Annotated in this window: 5 protein-coding genes; all 5 read right to left on the bottom strand. The window is 69.3% G+C overall.

Features of this window, described 5'->3' with window-relative positions; genetic code table 11:
• Nucleotides 1-233: 233 nt before the first annotated feature.
• A complete protein-coding gene (locus AB0A95_RS32740) occupies nucleotides 234-944 on the bottom strand; it encodes a cytidine deaminase (protein ID WP_357559608.1) in 711 nt (236 codons plus the stop codon).
• Between the two features lie 285 nt (nucleotides 945-1,229).
• Nucleotides 1,230-2,510: an ABC transporter permease gene (locus tag AB0A95_RS32735; RefSeq protein WP_357075595.1), complete on the bottom strand. Its 1,281-nt coding sequence runs from the start codon at nucleotides 2,508-2,510 to the stop codon at nucleotides 1,230-1,232.
• A 3-nt stretch (nucleotides 2,511-2,513) separates the two neighbouring features.
• A complete protein-coding gene (locus AB0A95_RS32730) occupies nucleotides 2,514-3,887 on the bottom strand; it encodes an ABC transporter permease (RefSeq protein ID WP_357559607.1) in 1,374 nt (457 codons plus the stop codon).
• Between the two features lie 174 nt (nucleotides 3,888-4,061).
• A complete protein-coding gene (locus AB0A95_RS32725) occupies nucleotides 4,062-5,609 on the bottom strand; it encodes an ABC transporter ATP-binding protein (protein WP_357559610.1) in 1,548 nt (515 codons plus the stop codon).
• A 249-nt stretch (nucleotides 5,610-5,858) separates the two neighbouring features.
• On the bottom strand, nucleotides 5,859-6,926 hold the full coding sequence (locus tag AB0A95_RS32720; protein ID WP_357559609.1) for a BMP family ABC transporter substrate-binding protein: 1,068 nt from the start codon (nucleotides 6,924-6,926) through the stop codon (nucleotides 5,859-5,861).
• Nucleotides 6,927-7,051 lie beyond the last annotated feature (125 nt).

Genomic DNA, 7,051 nt, shown 5'->3' with positions numbered 1-7,051 from the left:
AGGTGGAACGGCTGTTCGTCAACCAGCACTGCCTCGCCGATCATGGAGTTGTGGTGGGTAACAGAACGCCCGTAAAACCCCCAAAGTCGGCACCACAACTCCATGATCGCCAAGCCGGGCCCCTGTCTCGGGTTGGCCCGCCGGCTACGGCCCTACCGCAACGGTGTTGAACATCCATGATCGAGCACGATCATGAAACTGCGGGTGGCCTCGCGGTCGCTCGCGGTTTGCGGTCAGTCGGCGGACCAGCGAACCGGGATCTCCAGCGGCGGCTCACCCTCGCCGGCCCAGAAGATGGTGCCGGTCGCGTCGACCACCACCACACGCGGTGTCCGGGCCAGACCCCAGGTGATCGCCTCGGCCGGGTCGTCCCAGCTCGGGGCCTCCTCCAGCACCCCGGTCTCGGCGCCGACGTCGTCTCCGGCCGACCGCTCCCAGTACGCGGTCCAGACCTGCTGCCCGGCCGACATGTCCGGGTGTACGAAGACGGTGCCGCGCCCGCGCCAGGCGGCCAGCCGCTCCGGCACCACAGGCACCGGCGTCTCCCCGGTGACGGCTTCCAGGTCCTCCACACCGAAGGCGTGTGGCAGCAACTCGGCCATCCGCAGCGGGCGGGTCTTGCTCTCGATCAGGCACTCCGGCCCGCCGTGCTCCCAGAGCAACTGCCGGCAGCGACCACACGGCATCAGCGGCTCACCTGTCGCGTCGACGCAGGACAGCGCCACGAGTCGACCGCCACCGGTGGCGTGCAGGCTGGAGACCACCCCGCACTCGGCGCACAGCGTCACCCCGTAGGCGGCGTTCTCCACGTTGCAGCCGACCACCACGCGGCCGTCGTCGACAAGCGCGGCCGCGCCGACGGGGAACGTCGAGTACGGCGCGTACGCGTGCCGCATCGCCTCGGTGGCGGCGGCGCGCAGCCGCGCCCAGTCAATGTCGGTCATGCCACCATTCTGCCGAAGGAGCCCAGGTCAGAAGCGAGCAGGGCCGGGTGCACGGGCACGTCCTTCACTTCAACCCGCGGACGTGGCAGTCGTTCGTCGACCTGGCCAAGCAGATCGGGCCGCTCGGCTGACCCTGCAACGACAGCAGCGGACGCTCGATGGTGGCCTTCGTTGCGTCCGCACAGCCGCGTTCACGATGCGCCACGTCTGGGCGTACTCCTGGAAGGGTCTGGATGAGCGCGGGGCGTGCCCGGCGGGGAGGCCCCGCCGGGCACGGCTCCGGCGTCAGCCCTTGATGTACGGCTTGCCGTCGGCGGCCGGTGCCCGCACCCGTCCGACCAGGCCGGCGACCGCGAGGATGGTCGCCAGGTAGGGCAGCATGGCCAGGAACTGGCTGGGGATCGAGCTGCTGATCGCGCCCAGGTAGGTGGCGAGCTGGTCGGCGAAGCCGAAGAAGAGCGCGGCGAGCAGCGCCCCGGTCGGGTTCCACCGGCCGAAGATCAGCGCGGCCAGGGCGATGAACCCCTTGCCGCCGATCATGTTCTTGGTGAACGAGTAGAGCGCCAGCGTGTAGGACGCCCCGCCGATGCCGGCGACCACGCCGGCCAGCAGCACGTTGCGGTAGCGGACCCGCAGCACCTTGACGCCGAGCGTGTCGGCGGCGATCGGGTGCTCGCCCACCGAGCGGGTCCGCAGCCCCCACCGGGTACGGAACAACCCGATGTGGATCACCAGCACCAGCAGCAGCCCGAGGTAGAGGAAGATGTTGCCGCGGAACAACGCCGGCCCGAGCACCGGGATGTCCTTCAGCAGCGGGATCTCCCAGTTGCTGAAGCGTGGCGCGCTGTTGTATTTCGCCGCGTCGGTCTGCATCAGCCGCTCGTAGAGGAAGCCGGTGACGCCGACCGCGAGCAGGTTCAGCACGATGCCCATGACGACCTGGTCGACCAGGTAGCGGATGGCGAAGACGGCGAGCAGCAGCGAGATGAACGCACCGCCGATGGCGGCGGCGACCAGGCCCACCCAGACGCTGCCGGAGATGCTGCCGAACAGCGCGCCGCTGAACGCGCCCATCAGCAACTGACCCTCGATGGCCACGTTGACCACGCCGGACCGTTCGCAGAGGACCCCGGCGAGCGCGCCGAAGATCAGCGGCAGGGCCAGGATGAACGTACCCCGGATGATGTTGACGAGCGGCATGAAGTTCTGCCCGGCCGGCGCGGCGGAGACCTGCCAGCAGAGGAACGAGAGCACGAAGCCGGCGAGCCCGACGCCGAGCACGGGGAGGAACCACCGCTTCGGCACCCCGGCGAGCAGCGCCGCGCCGGCAGCGATCGCGATGATCCCGAACAGGATCGCCCCGATCGTGCCGTTGATCTCCAAGGCGGCACCTGCCGCGTCGTCGCTGAGCGTGAACCGGGCCTGCTGGTCGGTGGCGAGCGCGCCGAAGAGCACAGCGGCCAGCAGACCGAGCGCCAGCAGGGTGAGGCCCACCTTGCGGCTCCGGGTCCAGAAGCCCTGGTGGACCGGGGCGACCGCGATGTCGGGGACAGCCATGGTGGACATGAGCTACCAGCCCTTCGCCAGGCTCGTCTGCAACCGGGCGGCGCGCGCGGCCCGGAGCTGGAAGATCGCCTTCACCAGGGCCGGCGCGGCGATGAAGATGACGATCAGCGCCTGGAGCACTGTCACCAGCTCCAGCGAGATCCCGGAGTACGACTGCATCCGGTTGCCACCGGCCTGCAACGCCCCGAACAGCAACGCGGCAAGCAGCACCCCCCAGGGCTTCACCCGGCCCAGCAGCGCCACAAGGATGCCGTCGAAGCCGATCTGCGCCACCACCAACGGGGTCAGCGCGCTGGCGGTGGAGCCGAGGACCATGTTCGAGCCGCCGAGGCCCGCCAGGATGCCGGCGAAAACCATGATCAGGATGTACGTCCGCGTGACGCTGATGCCGGCGGTGCGGGCGGCGTCCGGGTTGGCGCCGACCGCCCGCAGCTCGAAGCCGAGCGTCGAGCGGTTCAGCAGCCAGGCGACCACCCAGGTCGCCAGCACGGCGAGCAGGATGCCGGCGTGCACCCGCAGGTTGTCACCGAGCAGGCGGGGCAGTTGGGCGGAGGTGTCCACGGCCTTGCTGATCGCGTCGGTACGGGTCGGGTCCTGTACGCCGTCCTGCACGATCAACCAGGTGAGCAGGTACGTGGCGACGTAGTTGAGCATGATCGTGGTGATCACCTCGTGTGCGCCGGCGCGGGCCTTGAGGATGCCCGGGACGAATCCCCAGATCGCCCCGCCCAGTGCGCCGGCCAGCACCGCCACCAGCAGGTGCAGGCCCGGCGGCAGGGGCAGCAGGAAGCCGGCCAGCGCCGCCAGGATCACGCCGACGGTGGCCTGGCCCTGGGCGCCGATGTTGAACAGGCCGCCCCGGAAGGCCAGCGCCACCGACAGGCCCGTGAAGACCAGCGGCGTCGTGTAGGTGAGCGTCTCGGAGATGGGCGCGAGCACCGCCTCCCACCCGTTGCTGCCGTTCAACCAGCCGGAGAACGCCTCGGGGTCGAAGACCGAACCCTTGAACAGGTTCGCGTACGCCTCGCTGACAAGCGTCCAGCTGGAGTTGATCGCGTCGGACGGCCGCGAGGTGATGTACGAGTAGGTGGACAGCACAGACGGATCAGAAATGATCATCAGTACCGCACCGACCACGATCGCCAGCACCAACGACAGCAGTGTCACGGTGAAGGTGTTGGCCGCCCAGAGGTTGTCCACGAACAACCGGCCCAGGCTGGGCTCGGGCCGCTGGTCCGGAGCGGACGTCGCCGCCGAGCGGTCCGGTTCGGTCGCCGACTCGGCCCGTTCGGTGTTGCCGAGCGCGTTCTGCGCGGCCTGCGCCTCGCTCGCCGGCCCCTTGTCCGGGGAACCCGACTGCGACGTGGGGTCGCTCATGCCGTCACTCCGCTTCGCTGCGTGCCGCCATGAGACACCAACGCCCTGCAACGATGATTCGCTCGCTGACGCTCGCTCATGCCGTCACTCCGCTTCGCTGCGTGCCGCCACGAGACACCAACGCCCTGCAACGATGATTCGCTCGCTGACGCTCGCTCATGCCGTCACTCTCGCTCATGCCTTGTCCTCGTTCGCGGGGCCCGCGTCGCTCGCCGGGCCCCCGTCGGCCGCACCGGGGTCGTCGGCGGCGGGTGCCGCGACGGCTTCGTGGGCCTCGTCCGGGCTGATGCCGGCCATCAGCAGGCCGATCTCCTCACGCGGGGTGTCCGGGCCGACGACGCCGATGATCCGACCGCGGTACATCACCGCGATCCGGTCGGCCAGCCCGATCACCTCGTCGAGCTCGCTGGAGACCACCATGACGGCGGTGCCGATGTCCCGCTCGTGGATGATCTGGCTGTGGATGAACTCGATCGACCCGACGTCGACGCCACGGGTCGGCTGGGCGGCGATGAGGAGCTTCAGCGGCCGGGACAGCTCCCGGGCCACGATCACCTTCTGCTGGTTGCCACCGGAGAGGGTGCCCACCGCCGCTTCGGCGGACGAGGTGCGGACGTCGAACTGCTCGATCCGTTCCTTCGCCGAGGCCGCGATGGCGTCCGGCCTGAGCGCGAGCCCCGCACCGAACGGTGGCCTGTCGTAGATGTCCAGCACCAGGTTCTCCGCGACGCTGAACTCCTTGACCAGGCCGTCCACGCTGCGGTCCTCGGGCACGTAGCCGACGCCCGCGCGGAGCACCTTCTTCGGCGTCCAGCCGTCGATCCGGTCACCGACCAGGCTGACAGTGCCGGCGAGCACCGGGCGCAGGCCCATGATCGCCTCGATCAGCTCGGTCTGACCGTTGCCCTGTACGCCCGCCACGCCGAGCACCTCGCCGGCGCGCACCGTCAGGTCCACCCCGTCGACCGCGCGGACCTGCCGGTCGTCGTCGACGACGAGCCCGGCCACCTCCAGCACCGGGTCGCCCGGCGTGGCCGGGGACTTGTCCACTGTCAGCCGGACGTTACGCCCGACCATCAGGGCGGCCAGCTCGTCCCGGCTGGCCTCGGGTGAGGCGGTGCCGACGGTCTTGCCGCGCCGGATCACGGTGATCCGGTCGGCGATGGCCTTGACCTCGCCGAGTTTGTGGGTGATGAAGACGATCGACTTGCCGGCGGCCTTCAGCGACCGCATGACCGTCAGCAACTCCTCGGTCTCCTGCGGGGTGAGCACGGCCGTCGGCTCGTCCAGGATGAGCAGGTCGACGTCGCGGGTGAGCGCCTTGACGATCTCGACGCGCTGTTGGATGCCGACCGGCAGGTCCTCGATCACCGCGTCCGGGTCGACCCGCAGGTTGTAGCGCTCGGACACCTCGGTGACCTCGCGCCGGGCGCGACGCCGATCCAGGAAGCCGGCGATGCCGCCCCGGGTCTGCTCGGCGCCGAGCATGATGTTTTCCGCGACGGTGAACACCGGCACCAGCATGAAGTGCTGGTGCACCATGCCGATCCCGGCGCCGATCGCGTCGGACGGGCCCCTCAGCTTCAGCGGCTTGCCGTCGACCAGGATCTCGCCCTCGTCGGGCTGGTAGAGCCCGTAGAGCACGTTCATCAGTGTCGACTTGCCCGCGCCGTTCTCGCCGAGCAGGGCGTGAATCTCTCCAGGCTCCACCGTCAGGTCGATGTGGTCGTTGGCGACCAGATCACCGAACCGCTTGGTGATGCCGCGCAGTTCGAGTCTCAGCGCAACCTCCTGGAGTGCGAGCGATGGTGCAGCCTAGCTGCCGTCGACCCGACCGGACCGGCCCGGCCGACGTGGTGCGCGATCGGCCGCTCCGACCCCACGGTCACCCGCGGGCCGGAGCGGCCGATCGGTCGTACCTGTTCCCCGCCGACCCCTCCCGATGATCTCACCGGAGGGGCTGGCCGGACGTCACTTGGTCGGCTGGGCCTTCGAGGTGACGGTGATGGTGCCGGCGGCGATGTCCGCCTTGATCTTGTCGATCTCCGCCTTCAGCTCGGCCGGAACCTTGCTGTCGAAGTCGTGGTACGGGGCGAGCGAGACGCCGTTGTTGGCCAGGGTGCCGACGAAGCCCGGCTTGGCCGGCAGCTTGTCACCGGCGGCGGCCTTGACCACGGCCTCCTTGACGGCCCCCGGGATGTTCTTGACGACGGTGGTGATGATCGCCGAGCAGTCCGGGGTGCTCTGGCAGCCGTCGACGTCCACCCAGATGGTGCTGTACTTGCCACCCGAGGCCTTGGCCGCGGCGGTGGTGCCGAGGCCGGAGCCGCCGGCGACCGGCATGATGATGTCCGCGCCCTGGGCGACCAGCGCGTCGGAGACCTTCTTGCCCTCGTCCTGCTTGGCGAAGTCGTTGCTGAAGGAGCCCTTCTGGGTCTCCTTGTTCCAACCCAGCGCCTGGACGTTCTTCTTCTTGGTGGTGTTGAAGTACGCCACGCCGTCGACGAAGCCGTCCATGAAGATCGTCACCGGCGGGATCGGCAGGGCGCCGTAGGTGGCGACCTTGCCGCTCTTGGTCATCCCGGCGGCCAGGTAGCCGGCCTGGAACGCGGCCTGCGCGGTGTCGAACTGCATCGGGTAGATGTTGTCCAGCCCGGGGTTGGCGTCGACGATGCCGAACTCCTGCTTCGGGTTCGCCGCCGCGATCTTCTTGGTGGCGTTGGCCATCAGGCCACCGACCGCCAGGATGAAGTCGCACTTCTGGTTGACGTACTGCGTCAGGTTCGGCTCGTAGTCGGCCTCCGCCTTCGACGCGACGAACTTGATGTCGATGTTGTCGTTGGCGGCCTTGGCGTCCTTCAGACCCTGCCAGGCCGAGGCGTTGAACGACTTGTCGTCGATGCCGCCGACGTCGGTCACCATGCAGGCGCTGAACTTCTTGCCGCCACTGCCGGCGTTGTTGTCATCCTTGGGGGCCTCGCCACAAGCGGCGGCGGTGAGCGCGAGCCCACCCACCGCGACGACCGAGGCGATCCGCATCCCACGCACCGAGCGCAAGACGTCTCCTTCCCATTGCACACCGCGCCTAGTGCGGTGGCAGCCCATCAGCCGACCTGCGGTGTGCCGCCGGCTGTCCCACGTTACGGACGGGAGCGTACGCCCGC

This window comes from Micromonospora sp. NPDC049230, from assembly GCF_040647875.1.
Classification (GTDB): Bacteria; Actinomycetota; Actinomycetes; order Mycobacteriales; family Micromonosporaceae; genus Micromonospora.
Note: the sequence above shows the minus strand (reverse complement) of the source record. Positions and strands in the feature narration are given on the sequence as shown.

Excerpts from the sequence above, each read along its gene's own strand:
- AB0A95_RS32740 (WP_357559608.1), bottom strand. The coding sequence starts at position 944 with ATGACCGACATTGACTGGGCGCGGCTGCGCGCCGCCGCCACCGAGGCG.
- AB0A95_RS32735 (WP_357075595.1), bottom strand. The coding sequence starts at position 2,510 with ATGTCCACCATGGCTGTCCCCGACATCGCGGTCGCCCCGGTCCACCAG.
- AB0A95_RS32730 (WP_357559607.1), bottom strand. The coding sequence starts at position 3,887 with ATGAGCGACCCCACGTCGCAGTCGGGTTCCCCGGACAAGGGGCCGGCG.
- AB0A95_RS32720 (WP_357559609.1), bottom strand. The coding sequence starts at position 6,926 with ATGCGGATCGCCTCGGTCGTCGCGGTGGGTGGGCTCGCGCTCACCGCC.